The organism is Kribbella sp. NPDC051952, from assembly GCF_040680855.1.
In the GTDB taxonomy this organism is placed as follows: domain Bacteria; phylum Actinomycetota; class Actinomycetes; order Propionibacteriales; family Kribbellaceae; genus Kribbella.
On record NZ_JBFAXQ010000011.1, the window covers coordinates 227,404 to 246,862 of the forward strand.

At 68.9% G+C, this 19,459-nt stretch carries 19 protein-coding genes; 12 read left to right on the forward strand and 7 right to left on the reverse strand.

Annotated elements, in window-relative coordinates; genetic code table 11:
- Positions 1 to 10: 10 nt before the first annotated feature.
- A complete protein-coding gene (locus AB0L70_RS21935) occupies positions 11 to 982 on the reverse strand; it encodes a phosphotransferase (RefSeq protein ID WP_363686852.1) in 972 nt (323 codons plus the stop codon).
- A 65-nt stretch (positions 983 to 1,047) separates the two neighbouring features.
- Here AB0L70_RS21935 and AB0L70_RS21940 point away from each other — a divergent pair, with 65 nt between their 5' ends.
- Positions 1,048 to 1,647 (forward strand): trimeric intracellular cation channel family protein, encoded by a 600-nt coding sequence (locus AB0L70_RS21940; RefSeq protein WP_363686912.1) that lies wholly within the window; start codon positions 1,048 to 1,050, stop codon positions 1,645 to 1,647.
- Here AB0L70_RS21940 and AB0L70_RS21945 read toward each other — a convergent pair.
- Entirely contained in the window at positions 1,630 to 2,349 is a 720-nt protein-coding gene (locus tag AB0L70_RS21945; RefSeq protein ID WP_363686854.1) for a MerR family transcriptional regulator, read from the reverse strand. The genes AB0L70_RS21940 and AB0L70_RS21945 overlap by 18 nt on opposite strands.
- Positions 2,350 to 2,388: 39 nt before the next feature.
- Positions 2,389 to 3,588: an MFS transporter gene (locus tag AB0L70_RS21950; protein ID WP_363686856.1), complete on the reverse strand. Its 1,200-nt coding sequence runs from the start codon at positions 3,586 to 3,588 to the stop codon at positions 2,389 to 2,391.
- A 48-nt stretch (positions 3,589 to 3,636) separates the two neighbouring features.
- On the opposite strand from AB0L70_RS21950, the gene AB0L70_RS21955 reads away from it, so the two are divergent.
- The 3 genes from AB0L70_RS21955 (at position 3,637) to AB0L70_RS21965 (ending at position 6,108) form a co-directional block, all read left to right on the forward strand.
- Positions 3,637 to 4,716, forward strand: a complete 1,080-nt coding sequence (locus AB0L70_RS21955; protein ID WP_363686858.1) for a ferrochelatase — start codon at positions 3,637 to 3,639, stop codon at positions 4,714 to 4,716.
- Positions 4,713 to 5,513, forward strand: coding sequence for an inositol monophosphatase family protein (locus tag AB0L70_RS21960; RefSeq protein ID WP_363686859.1), 801 nt, complete (start codon positions 4,713 to 4,715; stop codon positions 5,511 to 5,513). The genes AB0L70_RS21955 and AB0L70_RS21960 overlap by 4 nt, the downstream gene beginning before the upstream one ends.
- Positions 5,514 to 5,808: 295 nt before the next feature.
- The gene (locus AB0L70_RS21965) at positions 5,809 to 6,108 is read left to right on the forward strand and encodes a DUF4193 domain-containing protein (RefSeq protein ID WP_130379292.1); all 300 of its coding nucleotides are present in this window, start codon (positions 5,809 to 5,811) and stop codon (positions 6,106 to 6,108) included.
- Between the two features lie 213 nt (positions 6,109 to 6,321).
- On the opposite strand, the gene AB0L70_RS21970 is transcribed toward AB0L70_RS21965, so the two are convergent.
- On the reverse strand, positions 6,322 to 6,642 hold the full coding sequence (locus AB0L70_RS21970) for a DUF4235 domain-containing protein (RefSeq protein ID WP_363686862.1): 321 nt from the start codon (positions 6,640 to 6,642) through the stop codon (positions 6,322 to 6,324).
- Positions 6,643 to 6,671: 29 nt separating this feature from the next.
- Positions 6,672 to 7,139 (reverse strand): DUF3093 domain-containing protein, encoded by a 468-nt coding sequence (locus tag AB0L70_RS21975; RefSeq protein ID WP_363686864.1) that lies wholly within the window; start codon positions 7,137 to 7,139, stop codon positions 6,672 to 6,674.
- Between the two features lie 52 nt (positions 7,140 to 7,191).
- Between AB0L70_RS21975 and dut the strand changes: the two genes are divergently transcribed.
- The 4 genes from dut (at position 7,192) to AB0L70_RS21995 (ending at position 9,580) form a co-directional block, all read left to right on the forward strand.
- Entirely contained in the window at positions 7,192 to 7,644 is a 453-nt protein-coding gene (dut, locus tag AB0L70_RS21980) for a dUTP diphosphatase (protein WP_363686866.1), read from the forward strand.
- Between the two features lie 78 nt (positions 7,645 to 7,722).
- Complete coding sequence (locus AB0L70_RS21985; protein ID WP_363686868.1) at positions 7,723 to 8,397, forward strand: DUF3710 domain-containing protein; 675 nt, start codon at positions 7,723 to 7,725, stop codon at positions 8,395 to 8,397.
- 18 nt (positions 8,398 to 8,415) lie between these two features.
- Complete coding sequence (locus AB0L70_RS21990; RefSeq protein WP_363686870.1) at positions 8,416 to 8,805, forward strand: OB-fold nucleic acid binding domain-containing protein; 390 nt, start codon at positions 8,416 to 8,418, stop codon at positions 8,803 to 8,805.
- Positions 8,798 to 9,580 (forward strand): DUF3159 domain-containing protein, encoded by a 783-nt coding sequence (locus AB0L70_RS21995; protein ID WP_363686872.1) that lies wholly within the window; start codon positions 8,798 to 8,800, stop codon positions 9,578 to 9,580. The genes AB0L70_RS21990 and AB0L70_RS21995 overlap by 8 nt, the downstream gene beginning before the upstream one ends.
- A gap of 31 nt (positions 9,581 to 9,611) precedes the next feature.
- Here AB0L70_RS21995 and AB0L70_RS22000 read toward each other — a convergent pair whose 3' ends face one another.
- Together AB0L70_RS22000 and AB0L70_RS22005 are read right to left on the reverse strand one after the other, a co-directional pair.
- The gene (locus AB0L70_RS22000; protein ID WP_363686874.1) at positions 9,612 to 10,310 is read right to left on the reverse strand and encodes a TrkA family potassium uptake protein; all 699 of its coding nucleotides are present in this window, start codon (positions 10,308 to 10,310) and stop codon (positions 9,612 to 9,614) included.
- Entirely contained in the window at positions 10,310 to 10,972 is a 663-nt protein-coding gene (locus AB0L70_RS22005; RefSeq protein WP_363686876.1) for a TrkA family potassium uptake protein, read from the reverse strand. Before AB0L70_RS22005 ends, AB0L70_RS22000 begins: the two co-directional genes overlap by 1 nt.
- A 120-nt stretch (positions 10,973 to 11,092) precedes the next feature.
- Here AB0L70_RS22005 and AB0L70_RS22010 point away from each other — a divergent pair, with 120 nt between their 5' ends.
- The 4 genes from AB0L70_RS22010 (at position 11,093) to AB0L70_RS22025 (ending at position 19,394) form a co-directional block, all read left to right on the forward strand.
- Complete coding sequence (locus AB0L70_RS22010; protein ID WP_363686878.1) at positions 11,093 to 13,120, forward strand: APC family permease; 2,028 nt, start codon at positions 11,093 to 11,095, stop codon at positions 13,118 to 13,120.
- 115 nt (positions 13,121 to 13,235) lie between these two features.
- Positions 13,236 to 14,432 carry a class I SAM-dependent RNA methyltransferase gene (locus AB0L70_RS22015; RefSeq protein ID WP_363686880.1) on the forward strand — a complete coding sequence of 399 codons (1,197 nt, stop codon included), beginning with the start codon at positions 13,236 to 13,238 and terminating at the stop codon, positions 14,430 to 14,432.
- A 36-nt stretch (positions 14,433 to 14,468) separates the two neighbouring features.
- Entirely contained in the window at positions 14,469 to 18,452 is a 3,984-nt protein-coding gene (locus AB0L70_RS22020; RefSeq protein ID WP_363686882.1) for a hypothetical protein, read from the forward strand.
- 9 nt (positions 18,453 to 18,461) lie between these two features.
- Positions 18,462 to 19,394 (forward strand): LLM class F420-dependent oxidoreductase, encoded by a 933-nt coding sequence (locus AB0L70_RS22025; protein ID WP_363686884.1) that lies wholly within the window; start codon positions 18,462 to 18,464, stop codon positions 19,392 to 19,394.
- Positions 19,395 to 19,459: the final 65 nt, after the last annotated feature.

Consider the following 19,459-nt stretch of genomic DNA (forward strand, 5'->3'; position numbering starts at 1 on the left):
GTAAGTCGTCTCACCAGCCGCGGCGCGTTTTGAGCCAGTCGAGGAAGGTCCAGGCGAAGAGCCGCTGGTGTTCGCGGAGGGCCGGCGTACAGCCTGGTGGGGGTGGTGCGTCCGCGTTGTGCAGCATGTAGGCGGCGATGGCTGCGTTGTAGGCGTCGAGGTAATCGCCGGGTACGTCGGCTGTGAGCGGGCTGCGGCGGATCGCGGCGAAGGTGTCGATGCCGTGGTGGTGGGCCATCGGGAGCAGGCCGATCCAGTCCATCCAGCGTGGGCCGAGGGCCAGCCAGTTCCAGTCGACCGTCCAGCAGGTGCCGGTGGTGTCGATCAGGAGGTTGTCGGGGCGCAGGTCGCCGTGGATGGCCGAGTCGCCGGCGAAGGCTTCAGGGGCTAGCTGGATCAGGTCGACCAGGTGGGGGAGGACATCTCGCGCCCAGGGTTGTAGGCCGGTGGGCATGGGGAGGTCGCCGGCGATGATCCGGGCCGGCGTTTCGAGAGGGCCGCCTTCGCCTAGGTCGTCGAGGAACGGTTGCAGGTCGGCCAGTGGACATGGGTCCATCGCCTCGGCGACCAGTTCACAGTTTGCGGTCACCACCGCGAAGTCCGCCGCGGTCCACGGGTTGCCCGGCATTCGCGCGTCCACCCACTCAGAAACCACCGCAAACCATTCAGGTGTGTGCGCGGTGCCGACTATGGGCGGGATCTTGATCGCGGGTGGGAGCTGGGGGACTACCTCTGCCTCGCGTTGGTAGGCGTGGTGGGCGTGCATGGATTCGTCGGCGGCTTTGATGAAGACTTTGCGGCCGTCGGCCAGGTGGGCGGGGGCTGCGAAGCCGCCGGTGAAGCCGGAGCCGACGGATGGGCCTACCCGGGTGATCTCGGTGCCTAGGGCAACGGCCAGGGCCTCGTGGAGTTCGGCCGGGAGCGTGGTCCAGTCCGGCCGCAGTGAGGTGGCCGTGTAGTCGACTTCGGGCGCTCCGGTCATGTCCACAGACGATAGGGCTGCCGGGGTCCGGGGCGCTGGTGGTTTAGCGTGCGGGGGTGACGGCTTTGCATGTGCTGGATCTGGTGGGGATCTTCGTGTTCGGGATCACCGGTGCGCTGGTCGGCGTACGGAAGAAGCTGGACGTGTTCGGCATCCAGGTGCTCGCGCTCGTGACCGGGCTCGGCGGTGGGTTCCTCCGGGACGTGCTGATCGGCGACACTCCGCCCGCCGCGCTCAGGGACTGGCGTTACCTCGTGGTACCGGTCGTAGCCGGGTTGCTCACGTTCTTCCTGCATCCGGGGATCGGCCGGGTCGAGCGGCTGGTGAACATCTTCGACGCCGCCGGGCTCGCGCTGTTCACGGTCACCGGCGCGCTGAAGGCGACCGAGTACGGCCTGTCGCCGCTCCCGGCCGCCCTGCTCGGCACGATCTCCGGGATCGGCGGCGGCGTGATCCGCGACATCCTCAGCGGCCGCGTCCCCGTCGTACTGAGATCCGAGATCTACGCCACCCCGGCCTTCCTCGGCGCCGGCATCGTGGTCGTCGCCGCGGCGTTGAAGTACGACGCTTTGTGGGTCCCGATCGCCGCGGCCGTCGCCTGCTTCGCCATCCGCCTGCTCGCGATCCGCCGCGGCTGGAACGCCCCGCTACCCCGCCTGCCGTGACCACCCGTTGATGTCGGCAAGCAAGTCCAGGTATCGAGGCCAACGCGGATCCGCCTCGGTACGACGAAGCTTCAGCATCCGGGCGCGATACTCCGGATCCTGCCGCAGCGGCGCGTCCCCCGCGAGTGCCTGGTAGCCCACCGCCAACCGACGTAGCGCGGCCCGGAAGTCCTCATCCTGCGCCAACGCGGCCAACTCCAGCCACGCCTCGAGCTGCACGGGCGAAGCGTCCTCGGGAAGAACCGGCGTCAGGTTCTGCCGGACGGCAGCGAAGGCGGGGTCGTCCCCAATCGTCGACGACAGGAAGTCGGCGATCAGCGCACTCCGTTCCGACTCGGACTGGGCAGTCAGGTCATGCATGAGTTCAAGCTCCTCCGGGGTCGAGTGACGATGCGCGGCCACCGAAAGCACGGCCTGCTGCAGCCGCAGAGTGCGGATCCGCAGCGCGACAGCCTCGGCATGCGCGGTGAGTACGTCGGCCAGCGTCCGCTCGCGCTCCAGCACCGCTCGCACGGTCGCCAGCTCGATGCCGAGCGCCCGCAACGTCCGGATGAGCTCGAGCCGCGCCACCGCGTCCGCGTCGTACCGGCGATGACCGGCAGCCGTACGGCGTGATGCCAACAGCCCCTGGTCGGAGTAGTACCGCACCGTCTTCACCGACACCCCGGCCAGCCGCGCTACCGCACCGATCGAGTGGTCCATGCCCACACCCTCACACCTCCCCTCACCGGAGATACAAGCCTAGTTGTGGGCGAAGCGGGTCTTGGGTCGAGCAAAGGTGGTGGAGACCGCGGCGACCAGCGCACAGGCGATGCCGATCGAGAACGGCACCCAGTAGGCAGTGGACGGACCCCACACGTCCACGGCGTGACCGGAGGCGGCGTTGCCGGGCGCGACGCCGAGCAGCATGCCGGTGACGGTCCAGGTGATCGCCTCGGTCAGGCGCTGCGGCGGCACCCACTCCTCGATGCACGCGGTCACCGCGACCATGGTCGGCGCGATGGTGAGGCCGCAGCAGAACAGGACCACGCCGAGCAGCCAAACGCTGTTGACCCAGGGGAGTGGCGCCAGGCTGATCGCGAGCACCATAGTCCCGAACAGCAGCCGGCGCTCGACCGGAGCGCGCCAGTGCACCGAGCCGTACCAAAGGCCGGCCAACAGGCTGCCGAACGCCCAGATGGCCAGTACGACGCCAGACAGACCGGCCTGGCCCTTCTCGGTGGTGAACGCGACCGTGACCACCTCGGCACCACCGAGCGTCGCGCCGAGCCCCAGACCGATCAGGCTGAGCAGCAGGATCGAGACCCAGGGGAGTGGCGCCTGCTCCTTGCCGTCGGACTTGCCCCGGCCGGGCGGGTCCGAGGCCCGCAGCAACGCCAGCCAGATCCCACCGGCCAGTCCCAGTACGCCGGCCGCGGACAGGGCGGCGTACGGACTTACCTGGGTGGCCAGGGCGGTGACGACGACCGGACCGACGACGAAGACGACCTCGTCGCCGACCGCCTCGAGTGCGAAGGCGGTCTGCAGTGCCCGGCCGCGGCCGAGCAGATGCGTCCAGCGGGCCCGGACGAACGAGCCGACCTGCGGACGGGTGCCACCGGCAACGAACGAGAGGATGTAGAGGACCCAGGTCGGCGCGTCGGCACGCACCGCGACGAGCAGTACGGCGAGTGCGACCGTGCAGACAGCCGAACCGATCAGCAACAGCGTCCGCTGGCCGAAGCGGTCGACCAGCCGGCCCTGGATCGGGCCGGTCACCGCGCCGGCGATCACGCCGACGCCGGAGATCGCACCGGCCAGTCCGTACGAGCCGGTCTCGCGGGCGATCAGGATGACGATGCCGAGGCCGAGCATCGAGATCGGCATACGCCCGAGGATCCCGGCGGCGAAGAAAGCGCCGGCGCCGGGACGACGCATGAGGTGGACATAAGGCTTGAGCATGTGGGACCGGCAACACCCTAGCTGTTGCCGGTCTGAGAAACTCGGAATATGCCGTTGCCCGAGTCGCCTGCCGCCGCGCCGTACGACGCGGTCCTGCTGTTGTCCTTCGGTGGTCCCGAGAAACCCGACGACGTCCTCCCGTTCCTGCAGAACGTGACCCGCGGCCGGGGGATCCCGGACGAGCGGTTGAAGGAGGTCGGGGAGCACTACTACGCGTTCGGTGGGAAGAGTCCGATCAACGACCAGAACCGGGAGCTGCTGACGGCGCTGCGGGAGTCGTTCGGCGAGATCGGTCTGGACCTGCCGATCTACTGGGGCAACCGGAACTGGGCGCCGTACCTGACCGACACCCTGCGGGAGATGGCCGCCGACGGGATCCGCCGCGCCGTGGTGATCGTCACGTCCGCGTACCCGTCGTACTCGGGCTGCCGCCAGTACCGCGAGAACCTCGAGGACGCCACCCGTGCGGTCCCGGACGCGCCGCGGATCGACAAGCTCCGGCACTACGCGAACCACCCGGGCTTCGTCGGCTCGTTCGTCGAGTCGACCGCCGAGGCGCTGAGCCGGCTGCCCGAAGGCAGTGCGATCGCGTATGTCACGCATTCGATCCCGACCGCGATGAACGCGACCAGTGGCCCCGACGGCAATGGGTACGTCGACTGGCACCTGGACGTGGCCGCGGAGATCAGTGCCGAGCTCGAGCGCCGGACCGGCCAGACCCGGCGGACCGACCTGGTCTACTGCTCGCGGTCCGGCCCGCCGCAGATGCCGTGGCTCGAGCCCGACGTGAACGACCACCTGGAGACCCTTGCGGCCGAGGGTGTGCCGGGCGTTGCCGTCGTACCGATCGGGTTCGTGAGTGACCACATGGAGGTCATCTACGACCTCGACACCGAGGCCGAGGCGACGGCCGAGAAGCTCGGGCTGCCGATGGCCCGTGCCGCCACCCCCGGGACCGACGAGAAGTTCGTCACGATGTTGCGCGACCTGGTCGTCGAGCGGGCCGCGGCCGAGCGCGGCGAGCAGCCGGCCCGTCCGTGCGTCGGCAAACTCGGTCCGGCCTGGGACGACTGCCGTCCCGACTGCTGCCCAGCCCTGCGTCGACCTACCCCTAAGGAAGTGGCATGACGTCCGAAAGTCCGCAGGACCTCCTCAAGCTCGCCGTGGAGGTGGCGGAAGAGGCGGCGCGGCTGATCGTCGAACGCCGCCGGGGCACGATCACGGTCGCCGACACCAAGAGCACGATCACCGACGTGGTCACCGCGGTCGACCGCGAGTCCGAGGAGCTGATCCGGGCCCGGGTCCTCGCGGCCCGCCCGGACGACTCGTTCCTCGGAGAGGAGGGTGACGACGTGGTCGGCACCAGCGGCGTGCGCTGGGTGGTCGACCCGATCGACGGCACGGTCAACTACCTGTACGACATTCCGACGTACGCCGTCTCGATCGCGGTCGAGTGCGACGGGGAGACGGTCGCCGGTGTGGTGGTCGACGCGCCGCGGGGTGAGGTGTTCACCGCGACCAAGGGCGGGGGCGCGTTCTCGGACGGCAAGCCGATCCAGGTGTCGGGGTGCAGTGAGCTGAGTACGGCGCTGGTCGGGACCGGGTTCGGGTACGACCCGGCTCGGCGGCAGGTCCAGGCCGAGGTGATCTCGCACCTGATCACCAAGGTCCGCGACATCCGCCGGATCGGGGTCGGCGCGATCGACCTCTGCTACGTCGCCTGCGGCCGGCTGGACGCGGTCTTCGAACGCGGCCTGAATCCGTGGGACTACGGAGCGGGTGCGCTGATCGCGGCCGAGGCCGGTGCGGCGATCGGCGGGCTGAACGGTGCTCCGGTGTCGCCGGAGATGTCGATCGCGACCAGCCCGGCGCTGTTCGGGCCGTTCCACGATCTGCTGGCCGACGCGAACCCCTTGCGCGCGTAGACGCGCCTGACTGCTCGTTTCTGCGCAGAAGCGCGCATTAACGAGCATTCAGGTGTTCGGTCCTGACATTTGTGACGACACGCGGGTCACAGCATGGACCCAGTCGTGCATTGCGGGCGGTTATAGGGCACAATCCCGTCCTCGGGACAGGTACTTGCCGGTCCCGGCCTGGCTGTCAAGGGTTTCGGGGGACGAAGATTCAGCGCGGTGCTCTCGCGCGGAATTTCTCGGCCGCTCTACCCGTTCAAGGGCTCAGCAGGCAACACCACGGGTACGAAGAGGGCAGGGAAACACCATGGCGACTGATTACGACGCCCCGCGCAAGACGGACGAGGACGCTTCCGAAGAGTCGATCGAGGAACTGAAGACTCGCCGTCACGACAAGAACTCCGGCAAGGTCGACGAGGACGAGGCCGAGGCCGCGGAGAGCTTCGAGCTGCCCGGCGCCGACCTGAGCCACGAAGAGCTCGCGGTGCGGGTCCTCCCGCGCCAGGCCGACGAGTTCACCTGTTCGAGCTGCTTCCTGGTTCACCACCGCAGCCAGCTCGCCGAGACGAAGAACGGGCAGCTCATCTGCCGAGACTGCGCAGCCTGAAGCCAGCCCCCTTCTTCGCCTGAAACCCAGCGGGACCGTCCCCACGCGAGTGGGAACGGTCCCGCTGTCATGTCTTCACCCAGGCGCAGCAGCACCCCGCCGCCGCACCCGCACCCCGCCCGAGGCGCAGTCACCTCACCGCGCCGAGGGACGGCACCTCACCTCCGGGGCGAGTGCTCTCTCACCACTCCACCGAGCGGAGCGAGGTTCTTTCTAGTCGTCTTCTTTGGCGAGGCTTTTGATCAGGCCGGTGGCGGACTTGTCGTCCTCCTCGTAGCCCGGAGGTGCGTAGCCGGTGGACTTGTACCAGTACGCCGCCGCCCGCCGCTCGGCGAACAACTTCGCCGCCGCGGCAGCCGCACCACTCGCCACGGCCCACGTCACGACCTCGGCGTACCCGCCCTCGCCGTGCTTCGGCGGCTTCCCGCCCGCGCCCAGCTTCCAGGCCGTGCTGACCGCCTTGTTCGCGACCAGCCCCACCACGACCGTGAAGACGGCCAGCACCAACTTCCAGCCGATTTTCGCTCCGACCACAGCAGCCTCCTCATGCATGTCCCCGACAGTCAGGATCTTGTCACGCTGTTCCCCGTGAGCGCCGCTGCCAATCGCTCGGGGTGGCGCGTGGCGACCACCCAGTACGGCGCTGGATCGCCCGGATCGGTGATCTGGACCCGGACCGCGCCGCGCACGTAACTACGCAGCACCAGATACGCCTGCGGATCGCAGTCCCGCCCGAACGCATGCCGCGCGTCGTCACCGGTCAGCGCCTCGACCGCGCCGAGGTGAACCCGACCGATCGACGCCCGCCCGGCCCGGAACTGTTCACCGTCCACCTCGACCCGCGCCCCGCCGTACTGCAGGAAGAACAGCAGCAGGATGAGCAGCGCCACGCCACCGACCAGCGCGCCGGCGAATGTCCCGACCGGCACCGTCACGATCACGAACAGCGTGATGACCAGGGCGGTCGCGATGATCCACCAGGACACCGGCACGCTCAGCCGTTCGCGATAAGTGGCGCCATTGGTACTCACAGCACCAGCCTGGCATGTGGACTGTCAGTCGGCGTCGGTAGGGTCGCCTCTCGTGACCGAGGTTCTGATCCAGCGACTCGACCCTGACCTGCCGCTTCCGTCGTACGCGCATCCCGGCGACGCCGGCGCGGATCTGGTGGCGGTCGACGACATCACTCTCAAGCCCGGCGAACGCGGTGTGGTCGGCACCGGCACCGCGATCGCCCTGCAGGACGGGTACGCCGCGTTCGTGCACCCGCGCTCCGGCCTGGCCGCCAAGCACGGCGTTTCGATCGTGAACGCTCCGGGCACCGTTGACGCGGGCTACCGCGGCGAGATCAAGGTCTGCCTGATCAATCTCGACCCCCACGCCGAGGTGACGCTGCGGCGCGGCGACCGGATCGCGCAGCTCGTGATCCAGGCGGTGGAGAAGGCACGGTTCGTCGAGGTGACCACGCTGCCGGGTTCGGCCCGCGGCGACGGGGGGTACGGCTCGACCGGTGGCTTCGGTGGTGTGACACGCTGATAGCGGTCCGTCCGTTGAGCTGACGGATGCGCCAGACTACGGCGGGCCGTACCGAAACAGAACGAGGAAGTAGGAACAGTGATCTTCCGCCGCAAGGCCAAGAACGAAGACGTCGAGACGACCGATCTGGACGCGACCGTCGACGCTACCGACGACGGGGCGGACGCCGGCGGCGAGGGCCCGTACGACTCCAGTGAGCTCCCGCCCGAGGCGCTGGAGGCGGACGACCGGATCGACCTGGGTGCGCTGGTGATCACCGGCATCCCCGGTATGGAGCTGCGGCTGCAGGTCGACGAGCAGTCCGGCCAGGTGCAGGCGATCCTGCTGGTGCTCGAGGACTCCGCGTTGGAGTTGCGTGCGTTCGCGGCACCGAAGTCGTCCGGTATCTGGGACGAGGTCCGGCGTGAGATCGCCGCCGAGGCCAGCCGGATGGGCGGTACGGCGACCGAGACCGACGGCCCGTTCGACACCGAGCTGGTGCTCGTCGTACCGGTCGAGGACCCAGAGGGCCAGATCTTCAGCCAGACCTCCCGGGTGATCGGGGTGAACGGCCCGCGCTGGCTGCTCCGGGCCACCGTGCTCGGTCGTGCGGCCGTCGAGCCCGAGGCGGCACTGCCGCTGGAGGAGACGCTGCGCAACGTCATCGTGGTCCGCGGCGCCGAGCCGATGATCGCCCGCGAGTCGCTGCCGTTGCGGCTTCCGCCGGGCGCGCAACCGGCTGACGGTGAAGCGGTCGAGGACGAGCAGGCGTGACGGACTACACTCGACAGCATGGGTAGCGACAAACCCGCGGGTCTGTGGAAGCGGGCCTTCCGGGGCCTGGCCGGAGACCGCGACCAGCAGGACGCCGAGGTCCTTCAGGACTTCGCGCAGGACTGTGGTGCGCGGTCGATCACCGGCTGCCACGACCGGGAGATGGTCACGCTGTACGGCACGCTGCGCACGATCACGTTCAGCCCGCGCGGCGGCGTACCAGCCTTGGAGGGTGAGTTGTACGACGGCACCGGCACGGTCAAGCTGATCTGGCTCGGCCGGCGCAAGATCGGTGGGATCCACCCTGGTTCGGAGCTGATCGCCTCCGGGCGGATCGGGGTCGTCGACGGCGACCGGGTGATGTTCAACCCGCGCTACGAGCTCCGCCCGACGGCCGCACATGGCTGAGCCGACGTCGCGTCGCGACCAGGTCGAGGAGAACCTCGAAGAGAAGCTGGTCGAGATTCTCCAGCCCGAGGTCGAGGCGGCCGCGGCCGCACCGCCGGCTGAAGAGGCCAAGACGCCCGAGAAGACCACGGACAAGGACTTCTTCCACGCACTCGGTGGCTGGGGTGCGCTGCTCGACATCGGGCTGCCGTGGATCGCGTTCCTGGTCGTCTACGCGGCCACGGACCACAAGCTGCGGACCGCGCTGATCGTCGCGATCGGCTGCGCGGCGGCCATCGCCGTACTGCGGCTGGTTCGCCGGCAGCAGCTGCGCAACGTCTTCGGCGGCTTCATCGGCGTGCTGATCTCCGCCTGGGTCGCGAACCGCACCGGCAACGCCAAGGACTTCTACGTCCCCGGCCTGCTGACCAACCTCGGGTACGGCGCTCTCTATCTGATCACCGTGCTCATCCGCTGGCCGCTGTTCGGCGTCCTGTACGGCGTGATCACGCAGACCGGCACGGCCTGGCGCCGGGATCCCGCGATGCTGAAGGGATTCTCCCGCGCGACGCTGGTCTTCGTCGGCCTGTTCGCGATCCGCCTGATCGTGCAGGTCCCGCTGTACTTCACCGGCAGTCTGAACGCACTCGGCATCGCGAAGATCGGCCTGGGGCTCCCGTTCTACGCCCTCGCGCTCTGGCTCGCGTACGCCGTACTGCGCGGATCGTTGCCGCCGGAGAAGTGGGACGAGGCACGTGACCACGTGACCCACCTGCTCCGGGGCAACAAGAAGTAGCCGTCTCCCGTTACGTCCGAAGAATCGTGGGCTACAGCCCGCCGTCCTTCGGACGTAACGTGTTTGCGCGGTGGTGCGGGGAGAGCATGTCCTCGAGTTGTTCTTCGGTCTCGTCGGCGGCGACGAACAGCAGCTCGTCGTTGAGCTCGAGCGTGCCCTCCGGGTCCGGGCGCAGCACCCGGCCTTCGCGCAGGATGACCACGAGCGCGGTGTCCAGCGGCCAGTCGATGTCGCCGACCCGCAGGCCGATCATCGGCGAGTCCTCGGGCAGTGTCAGCTCGACCAGGTTCGCGTCGCCCTGACGGAAGGTGAACAGGCGGACCAGGTCGCCGACCGAGACCGCCTCCTCGACCAGCGCGGACATGATCCGCGGGGTCGACACCGAGACGTCGACACCCCAGGCCTCGTTGAACATCCACTCGTTCCGCGGATGGTTGACCCGGGCAACGGTCCGGGGGACACCGAACTCGGTCTTCGCGAGCAGCGAGACGACCAGGTTGACCTTGTCGTCACCGGTGCTGGCGATCGCTACCTGGCACCGCTGCAGCGCCGCCTCCTCGAGGGAGGACAGCTCGCAGGCGTCGGCCAGCAGCCACTCGGCCCGCGGCACCGACTCGGCCTTGATCGCGCGCGGATCCTTGTCGATCAGCAGCACCTCGTGGCCGTTCTCCAGCAGCTCGGAGGCGATCGAACGACCGACGTTCCCGGCGCCGGCGATGGCTACCCGCATCACAGCTCCTCAGGCTTGGTGCCGAGTTGGGACTCGATCGCTGCCGCGTCCCGTTCCAGCATCACGACGTGCACGAGGTCACCCTCCTGGATGACGGTGTCTGCCTTGGGCAGCACGCCTTCGCCGAGCCGGGTCAGGAACGCGACCCGGGCACCGGTGGCCTTCTCGATGTCGAACGCGAGCCGTCCGACCCACTCCGCGTGGACATGCACCTCGGCCAGCCGGACCGTCCCGGACGGATCGCGCCACTCCGGCTCGGAGCCTTCCGGCAGCAGCCGGCGCATCATCTGGTCGACGGTCCAACGGACCGTGCCGACCGTGGGGATGCCGAGCCGCTGGTAGACCTCGGCGCGGCCCGGGTCGTAGATCCGCGCGACCACGTTGGAGATGCCGAAGTTCTCGCGGGCCACACGAGCGGCCAGGATGTTGGAGTTGTCACCGTTCGAGACGGCGGCGAAGGCTTCCGCCTCCTCGATCCCGGCCTCGATCAGGATCTCCCGGTCGAACCCCATCCCGACGACGGTCCGGCCGGTGTAGTTCGGGCTGAGCCGGCGGAAGGCATCGGCCGACTGGTCGATGATCGCGACCGTGTGGCCGCGTTTCTCCAGGCCACGCGCGAGCGTCGACCCGACCCGGCCGCAACCCATGATGACGACGTGCACTAGGTGATCACTCCTTGCCCCGACCTGGGGCCGCTGGCTCGGTTCGGCAGGGATAGACGCTACACCGAGCGGGGGCTCCCTCTAACATCACGGACCGCGCCTCCCTCTAACATCACCGGTGTGACTCCCGCTCTCGGCGACATCGGCAAACGGCTGCTGCTCGGACGCAAACTGCGCAGCACCCAGTTGGGTGAGACGCTGCTGCCCAAGCGCATCGCCCTCCCCGTGTTCGCCAGCGACGCCTTGTCGTCGGTCGCCTACGCCCCGGACGAGATCTTCCTGACGCTGTCGATCGCCGGGCTGGCGGCGTACAGCTTCTCCTGGAAGATCGGCCTGCTGGTCGCCTTCGTGATGCTCGTCGTGGTCGCGTCGTACCGGCAGAACGTGCACGCCTACCCGTCCGGCGGCGGTGACTACGAGGTCGCCACGGTGAACATCGGGCCGACGGCCGGCCTGACCGTGGCCAGCGCGCTGATGGTCGACTACGTGCTGACGGTGGCGGTGTCGATCTCGTCGGGTGTGCAGAACGCGAAGTCCGCGCTGCCCTTCCTGGAGGGGCACGAGGTGCCGCTCGCGGTCGGCCTGGTGCTGCTCCTGACCGCGATGAACCTGCGCGGGGTCCGCGAATCGGGCGCGATCTTCGCGATCCCGACGTACATCTTCATGGCCTCCATCATCGGGATGGCGATCTGGGGTCTGATCCGGCTCGGAGCCGGGAACCTGCCGATGGCCGAGAGCGCCGGCTTCGAAGTGCGTGCCGAGACCGGGCACGAGGTCTTCAACGGACTCGCCGCGGTATTCCTGCTGGCGCGGGCGTTCTCGTCGGGATGCGCGGCGCTGACCGGGGTCGAGGCGATCAGCAACGGCGTACCGGCGTTCCGCAAGCCGAAGAGCCGGAACGCCGCGACCACCCTGCTGCTGCTCGGCACGATCGCGGTCACGATGCTGATGAGCATCTTGTTCCTGGCCAACAAGATCAAGCTGCGGTTCGCCGAGGATCCCGCCACCCAGCTGTATCGCAACGGTGAGGCGGTCGGCGAGAGCTACACCCAGAAGACCGTGATCGGCCAGATCAGCGACTCGGTCTTCTCGAACTTCTCGCCCGGCTTCTACCTGGTGATCGGCGCGACCATGCTGATCCTGGTGCTGGCCGCGAACACCGCGTTCAACGGCTTCCCGGTGCTCGCCTCGATCCTGGCCCGCGACGGCTACCTGCCCCGGCAGTTGCACACGCGCGGCGACCGGCTCGCGTACAGCAACGGCATCATCCTGCTGGCCTTGTGTGCGGCCGGGCTGATCATCGCGTTCGATGCCCAGGTCACCAAGCTGATCCAGCTCTACATCGTCGGGGTGTTCGTCAGCTTCACCCTCAGCCAGTTCGGGATGATCCGGCACTGGACCCGGCACCTGAAGACCGAGGCCGACGCGGGCAAGCGGGCGAAGATGGTCCGGTCCCGGGTGATCAACGCGATCGGCCTGACGCTGACCGGGGTGGTGCTGGTGATCGTGCTGATCACCAAGTTCACCCACGGCGCGTACATCGCGATCCTGGCGATGGCCGGGCTCTTCCTGCTGATGAAGGGCATCAACCGGCACTACGAGACGGTCCGCCGGCAGATGGCCGCCGAGGGCGACGAGCCGCTGATGCTGCCGTCGCGGGTGCATGCGATTGTGCTGGTCTCCAAGCTGCACAAGCCGACTCTGCGGGCACTGGCCTTCGCGAAGGCGGCCCGCCCGTACATGCTCGAGGCGGTCACGGTCGACGTCGACCGGGACGAATCGGACGCACTCCAGGCCGAATGGGACGCCAAGGGCATCCCGATCTCGCTGAAGCGGCTGGCCTCGCCGTACCGGGAGATCACCCGGCCGATCCTGCAGTACGTGCGCGACATCCGGCGGCAGTCGCCGCGGGACGTGGTTATGGTCTACATCCCCGAATACGTGGTCGGACACTGGTGGGAACACATCCTGCACAACCAGAGCGCACTGCGGCTCAAGGGGCGGCTCTTGTTCACACCTGGTGTGATGGTTACGTCGGTTCCCTACCAGCTGATCTCAGCGAGTGACGCGGAGGAGCGGCAGGATCGGGTGGAGCGGGTGGCAGGCCAGGTACGGCGTGGAGCCCGCAAGGCGTCAGGAGATCGGTGACAGAATTGATGCCGCGACTCCGTCGCGGCGGGTCATGGGGCTGCAACTCCCGCCCTTCCCTCGTCGTTCCGGTCGCTTCGCTCCCTCCACTCCTCAGTCCAGGACGGGAGGCCCCATGACCGACGAGGACATCGTCGGGACGGTAGTCGAGCTGGAAGTCGGGCCAGTAGCGCACGGAGGACACTGTGTGGCCCGGCACGAAGGCCAGGTGGTCTTCGTACGGCATGCGTTGCCGGGCGAGCTGGTGCACGCCCGCATCACGGAGCAGAACGCGAAATACCTACGGGCGGACGCCGTCTCGGTACTGACGCCGTCCCCGCAACGGATCGAGCCACCCTGCCCGTACGCCGGTCCGGGCCAGTGCGGCGGGTGTGACTTCCAGCACGCGAACATCGTGGAACAGCGGCGGCTGAAGTCGACCGTGGTGTCGGACACGCTCCGGCGCATCGGTGGGATCGAGCGGACCGTGGTGATGGAGTCCCCGGGCGACGACGGCCTCGGCTGGCGGACCCGGATGCGGTACGCCGTGGTCGACGGACGGCCCGGGATGTACGCGCACCGTTCACACGACCTGATCCCGATTGACCGGTGTCTGATCGCCCACCCGGCGACTCCCGACGTACTGAGTGAGCGGTGGCCGGACGCGTCGTCCGTACTCGCGGTGGTGTCGTCTGAGGGCAAGACCGCCGTACAGACGGGTGAGGACGCGGCTGGGCGGGTTGTGGAGGTCGTGCGCGGCCGGCGGTTCCGGGTGGAGGCCGGTGGGTTCTGGCAGGTGCACCCGGCCGCTCCGGAGACGCTTGTGGACGCCGTGATGAGTGGACTGGAGCCTGCGGCGGGGGAGACGGCGCTGGACCTGTACTCGGGGGTCGGGCTGTTCGCGGCCTTCCTGGCCGAGGCTGGGTGCGGCGTGCTGGCGATCGAGGGTGACAAGGACGCCGTACGGAACGCGCGGCGGAACCTGCACGACCTGCCGGACGTGACGCTCGAGACCGGCGATGTCGACCGGGTACTGAACGCAGCGGCCGGGCAGGGCCTGGAGCACGTGGATCTGGTCGTCCTGGACCCACCGCGGACCGGTGCCGGGAAGGACGTCGTACGGCGGATTGCGGCCCTGACACCGCGGCGGGTCGCGTATGTGGCGTGTGATCCGGCGGCGCTGGCGCGGGATCTGAAGACGTTCGGGCGGCTCGGATACGGGATCGCCTCGCTGCGGGCCTTCGACCTCTTCGGGATGACCCACCACATCGAGTGCGTGGCGATTCTCGAGCCTGTGGACAGTGAAGTGGTGAGTGGGGGTGGGCTCGGGTAGCGTTCTGGCCCTGGATTCCAATGCGCTGGAGACCTGATGCCGCTCGTTGACCTGGACGACCCGGAGGAGTTGCGCGCCCGCTGGAGCGCACTCGCCGCGGTCGCCCATGCCACCGGGTTCGACCGCCGCTGGTATGCCGACGGCGACGGGTACCACCATCAGGACGAGACCGGGTCCGTGCTGCACATGCAGCGGCTCGGCGACGGTCGGGCGGTGCTGTTCGGGTTCCACACGCGGTACAGCGAGACCGCGCGGACCGACCTGCTGGCCGGATCACCGGAGTGGATCGGTCAGCCGGAGGTGCGTCGGCGGGCGACGGCCGGCGAGCTCGGGTTCGTGTACGGCGCGTTCAACGGCACCTGGGCAAGAGCGTCGTACCCGGGGGATCCGTGGCAGCCCGCGGAGGACGGGTTCAGCCACATCGGGCAGTGGATCACCTCGGACGAGGGCACCGCCGAGGAGATGATCGAGTGGGTCGCCGAGTGGGCCGATTACCTCGGCGGACTGGACGAGCTGCGACCGTTCGGGGTGGAGCTGATCCGGACGGCGGGCGCGTCCGGGGTGAGCGAGGAGGCGCTGGGCGCGTTCTTCGACCACTTCGGGATCAGCCCGCGCTCACCGGTCCAGCCGGACCTGGTGGCCGGGGTGGAGGCGGGGGAGGACTTCACCCGGAACTTTGCGGTACCGGAAAGTTTCCCCGACGACCCTGACACAGCGGAGGTGTCGGTCGTTGAGGATGTTGTGATTGGAGCATCCGACGGTCGGCCGGCCGACGACGAGGAAGAATACTTCGTCGTCCCACCCGGTTTCAGCCCGTTCACCGGCCAGCCGATCGACGACGTCCCGCAGCGCGCCGCCCGAGACGACGAGTACGGCGTCACGGAGAAGAAGCAGGGGTGGCTCCGGCGCCGCAAACACGACGACACCCCACACCCGGACGACGACACCGCGGACCAGCTCCCGGTCGCCGACGTCCAGCGCGGCCAGTCGAGTGCACCGGCGGAGGGTGGCTACGCCGGCGGTGCCGGGGCGGGCGGTTATCCGCAGGGTGGGCCGGCGCCGGGGACGTATTTGCCGGATGGGATGACGGGTAACGGGCTGCCGGTCCGCTCGTACGACCAGCCTCTCCCGTCCTCCGAGCCCCCACGCGTCGGCGGCGGCGTTCACGAGGGCGAAGACTTCTACGCCAGCCTCTTCGCCGACGCCCCCTCCGCCGCCGCGACCCCCGCCACGGACGAGCAGGACTGGGAAACCGCCGAACAACCCGCCTGGTCCCAGCAAGAAGCCACCAGCGAATACAACCCCTTCGCCGAACCAGCCCCAGACCGCGAATGGGTAGGCCCCGGCTGGGTCAACGGCCAATGGGTAGAAGACCCCACCACCCAACCCCGGGACGAGGCGCCAGCCGATTCCCCATTCGCTCCGACTGCGTCGGCCGACTCACCGTTCGCTCCGACTGCGTCGGCCGACTCACCGTTCGCCCCAGGTGCGGCGGACGTCGAGGACGACGACGCACCCACCGCGGAGATCTCCGCAGTCCTCGAACCAGACCTGTCCGACGCGGAACTGATCACCGCGGAACGAGCCGTCGAGGCACGTTTCTTCGAAGAACCAACCGACGAGCGCCCAAGCATCGAGGACCCAACCACCGAGCGCCCAGGCCTCGAGGACCCAACCACCGAGCGTCCGGCCGCCGAAGAACCAGCTCCCGATCAACGAGCTCCCGAGCGATCGGCTGTCATCGAGCCGGCCGTCACTGAGTCGGACGACGACTCGTTCGAAGACGAGCCCGCCTCATTCACCGGCCCATCCCCCTTCGCCCCACCCGCCCACCCGGAACCCGCCCCGGCCGCCCACCACGACGCCGCCCCGGCTGCCCGCCCGGAAGCCGCTCAGGCCGCCCGACACGAAGTCGCTCCGGCCGCCCACCAGGAACCCGCCCCGGCCGCCCACCACGAGGTCGCCCCGGTCACGCGTCATGACGTCGCTCCGGTCGACGAGAACGACGACCAAACCGCCGAGATCCCCGCGGTCATTGCCGAGGCCCAGGCGATCGAGCCACAGCCGGTGGAGCCGGTCGCCGAATCGATCGAGCCTGTCGTCGAGTCGGAAGCGATCGCCGAGCCGACTGAAGCAGTCGCGGAATACGACGAGCCAGTCGCGGAATACGACGAGCCGGTGGTGGAGTACGGCGCGCCGGTCGCGGAGTACGACGAGGACGAGACCTACGGCGTACCGGCACCAACGGCTAAAGCTCAGGTTGACCCTCACCCTCAACCCCAGCCCTGGCCCCAACCTCAACGCCCCGAACCGTGGCCCCAGCCAGACCCGCACCCAGCCCCCTGGCCCCAGCCCACGCCACCCCACCCGAGCCCTACTCCGGACCCATACCCCGCCCCAACACCTCGCCCGGAGCCCACACCCAGCCCCGAGCCGTCACCGGCCCCAGGCCCAGGTCCGGAGCCGACCCCTGGCCCAGGTCCCGAGCCGACTCCCGGCCCGTTCCCAACCCCGGACCCGCGGCCCGAGCCGGCGCCACAACCGACGCCAGAGCCGACCCCGCAACCGGATCCCGAGCCCGGCCCGCAGCCTGAACCGGAACCCGCTCCATGGCCCGACCCAGAACCCGGCCCGCAACCCGAGCCCGACCCCACCCCCTGGCCGGACCCAGAACCCGAGCCACCCTCCGAACACCGCACCCCCGTCCACGCGACCCACCCCAACTGGGACGAAGGCGACGCCGATCCCGAGCACGCCGACGGAGAACCGTCCGCCAAGCCCACACACGCCGGCTCGGAGCCGTCTCCCGAACCCACATACGCCGACCGGGACCCGTCCGCCGAACCCACATACGCCAGCTCGGAGCCGTCCGCCGAGCCCACGTACGCAGACCGAGAGCCGTCCGGCGAGCCCACCTACGACGGCTCGGAGCCGTCTCCTGAGCCCACGTACGCCGAGCAAGCTGCTCGCTACGACGAGCCGGAGGACGCCCGCTTCCCCGACGAAGACGACGAGCCCACTGGCTTCGTCCCCGTCACCCTGGACAGCTGGCAGGAAGCCCCCCAGCACCCCCAACCCAATGGCGTCGACCAGACGGCGGACGACCACGACCACGCCGCGAACAGCTACGCGCTCGCGGACGACGACCACGAGCACCTAGCCAACGGATATCAGCCCGCGGCCAACGGCTACGACCACGCTGCGCCCAACGACGCGGCTGCCGACGCCGAGGACGAGCAGCCGACTAACGGCTACGACCACGCGGCCCACGGCTACGACGACGCTGCGCACAACCTCGCGGCTGCGGACGCCGAGGACGAGCAGCCGACTAACGGCTACGACCACGCAGCCGATGGCTACGAACAACCGGCGAGCGATCGCGATCAGCCGGCGAACGGGTATGAGCACGCGGCAAACGGCCGGGAACACACGATCGGCGATCGGCCGGACAGCAACGGTGCTGGTAAGACCGCGGATGTGGTGGCTCGGATGTCTATCCCGGGCCTGGGGCTCGTCGGCGCCGACGGCCCCCGGATCGTGCCGCCGGTCGGGTCGATCGAAGAAGCGATGCGGGCCGAGTTCGAGCGCCCCCGCCCGCGCCCAACCGAGTCCGATGCCGTCGAAGCCCTCCACGACTGGTGCCGGGCGCGCACCGCCATCGTCCCCTCCGGCTTCACCATCCAGGTCCAGGTCCTCGACCCAAGCGCCCCGTCGTACCGCTTCGACCTCGAGCCACCAGACGTAGACGACCCGGAGTTCGCCGCCGACAAGCTCAGCGGCCTGCTCGGTGATCTCTGGTCGACCGAGGCGGAGTCCGAGCTCGGCGGCTGGTTGTTCGCCCGCATCGACGCCGCCGGTCGCACCCTGCGGATCGACCGGTGGTACGACCAGGTGCCCGACTGGTGGGACAACCCGATCGAGCCGCGCCTCGACGTCAACGGTCTGGTCCGCCGCCTGTACAACCGCGGTCCGCAATGGCACCCGTCGTACCTGGAGAAGCTGTACACCAGCGCGAGATAGCGTGTCGGCATGCTTCTCAGGATCTTCACCGAACCCCAGCAAGGCGCCTCGTACGACGACCTCCTGGCGGTTGCCCGTAAGACCGAGGAGAACGGCTTCGACGCGTTCTTCCGATCGGACCACTATCTCGCGATGGGCGACAACGACGGCCTGCCCGGACCGACCGATTCCTGGATCACCCTGGCCGGCCTGGCCCGCGAGACCAGCCGGATCAAGCTAGGGACCCTGGTCAGCTCGGCCACGTTCCGCAATCCCGGCGTACTGGCGATCTCCGTCGCGCAGGTCGACCAGATGAGCGGCGGCCGCGCGGAGCTCGGGCTCGGCGCCGGCTGGTACGAGGCCGAACACAAGGCGTACGCCCTCGACTTCCCGGACACGCCCGGCCGCTTCGACCTGTTCACCGAGCAGCTCGAACTGATCACCGGCCTGTGGGACACCCCGGTGGGGGAGAAGTACAACTTCGCCGGCGAGCACTACCAGATCACCGACTCCCCGGCGCTGCCGAAGCCGGTCCAGCAGCCGCACCCGCCGATCATCATCGGCGGCGCGGGCAAGAAGCGTACGCCGTCCCTCTCGGCGAAGTACGCGAACGAGTTCAACGCCGGCTTCCGCTCCGTCGAGGAGACCGAGAAGCTCTTCAAGCGGGTCCAGGCCGCCTGCACCGAGATCGGCCGCGACCTCAACACCCTCGCCCTCTCGACGGCTCACACCGTTGTCGTCGGCAAGGACGACGCCCAGGTCAAACAACGCGCCGCTGCCATCGGCCGCGACGTAGAAGACCTCAAGGCCAACGCCATCGCCGGCACCCCCGCCGAGGTAGTGGACCGCCTGGGCCAGTTCGCCGCCGTCGGCTCCCAACGCCAATACGTCCAAATCATGGACCTCCAAGACCTGACCCACCTCGACCTGATCGCCGCCGAGGTCCTCCCACAGGTCTCCTGACCACATGCCTCCAAGCCGGAACTACAGCAGACTTACTCTGAGTTAGACTACATAAGTCGGAATAT

Coding starts and splice junctions, on each gene's coding strand:
- AB0L70_RS21965 (WP_130379292.1), top strand. CDS start 5,809: ATGGCGACTGATTACGACGCCCCGCGCAAGACGGACGAGGACGCTTCC.
- AB0L70_RS21995 (WP_363686872.1), top strand. CDS start 8,798: ATGGCTGAGCCGACGTCGCGTCGCGACCAGGTCGAGGAGAACCTCGAA.
- AB0L70_RS21950 (WP_363686856.1), bottom strand. CDS start 3,588: ATGCTCAAGCCTTATGTCCACCTCATGCGTCGTCCCGGCGCCGGCGCT.
- AB0L70_RS22020 (WP_363686882.1), top strand. CDS start 14,469: ATGCCGCTCGTTGACCTGGACGACCCGGAGGAGTTGCGCGCCCGCTGG.
- AB0L70_RS21955 (WP_363686858.1), top strand. CDS start 3,637: ATGCCGTTGCCCGAGTCGCCTGCCGCCGCGCCGTACGACGCGGTCCTG.
- AB0L70_RS22015 (WP_363686880.1), top strand. CDS start 13,236: ATGACCGACGAGGACATCGTCGGGACGGTAGTCGAGCTGGAAGTCGGG.
- AB0L70_RS22000 (WP_363686874.1), bottom strand. CDS start 10,310: ATGCGGGTAGCCATCGCCGGCGCCGGGAACGTCGGTCGTTCGATCGCC.
- AB0L70_RS21935 (WP_363686852.1), bottom strand. CDS start 982: ATGACCGGAGCGCCCGAAGTCGACTACACGGCCACCTCACTGCGGCCG.
- AB0L70_RS21960 (WP_363686859.1), top strand. CDS start 4,713: ATGACGTCCGAAAGTCCGCAGGACCTCCTCAAGCTCGCCGTGGAGGTG.
- AB0L70_RS21945 (WP_363686854.1), bottom strand. CDS start 2,349: ATGGACCACTCGATCGGTGCGGTAGCGCGGCTGGCCGGGGTGTCGGTG.
- AB0L70_RS21990 (WP_363686870.1), top strand. CDS start 8,416: ATGGGTAGCGACAAACCCGCGGGTCTGTGGAAGCGGGCCTTCCGGGGC.
- AB0L70_RS22025 (WP_363686884.1), top strand. CDS start 18,462: ATGCTTCTCAGGATCTTCACCGAACCCCAGCAAGGCGCCTCGTACGAC.